Origin of the sequence: Lysobacter sp. ESA13C, assembly GCF_019970005.1 — a bacterium.
Classification (GTDB): Bacteria; Pseudomonadota; Gammaproteobacteria; order Xanthomonadales; family Xanthomonadaceae; genus Lysobacter; species Lysobacter antibioticus_B.
The window spans coordinates 1-485 of sequence record NZ_JAHXYK010000044.1; the positions used below are offsets into that span (position 1 = coordinate 1).

Genomic DNA, 485 nt, shown 5'->3' on the forward strand with positions numbered 1-485 from the left:
CGTTCAACCGCTTGCTGACTCAGCGCAACAGTTTGGTCGAGGCGCGTTTTTCCGCACGGTTCTACGACGCCGATCTGCAGTACATCGGCAAGGCCGAGGGAGCGATCGAGCAAGAGTTGCCTTCGGTCTGGGTGCACAACCAGGCGGCGCCGCAGATCGCCGCGCAGATCACTCAGCAGCGTGACCTGCAACTCAATGCGCTGAAGCAATTCGATGTGTCGCTCAAGGCCCTGGTGGCGTCGAGCTGATTCTTAAAACGTAAATGGCAACGGCGGCGCCGTGAAGTCGAACCGTTGCCGGTTGAACCGAACCTTTATTTTCAGGATTTACTCCATGCGTCCTTTATTCGTGCCAGCCATGGCTTTTGTTTCCCTGTTGCTCGCCGGTTGCGCTTCGGCGCCGAACGATCCGACCCTGACCTTGCAGACCAGCAAGACGCCGGCGCAGTACGCCGATTGCGTGGTGCCGAAATTGCAGGGCAGTGC

General features: G+C 58.8%; 1 protein-coding gene. It reads left to right on the top strand.

Features of this window, described 5'->3' with window-relative positions; genetic code table 11:
• On the top strand, positions 1-248 hold a 248-nt coding region (locus LC490_RS24260; protein WP_223621906.1), incomplete at its 5' end, for a hypothetical protein.
• Between the last annotated feature and the right edge of the window lie 237 nt (positions 249-485).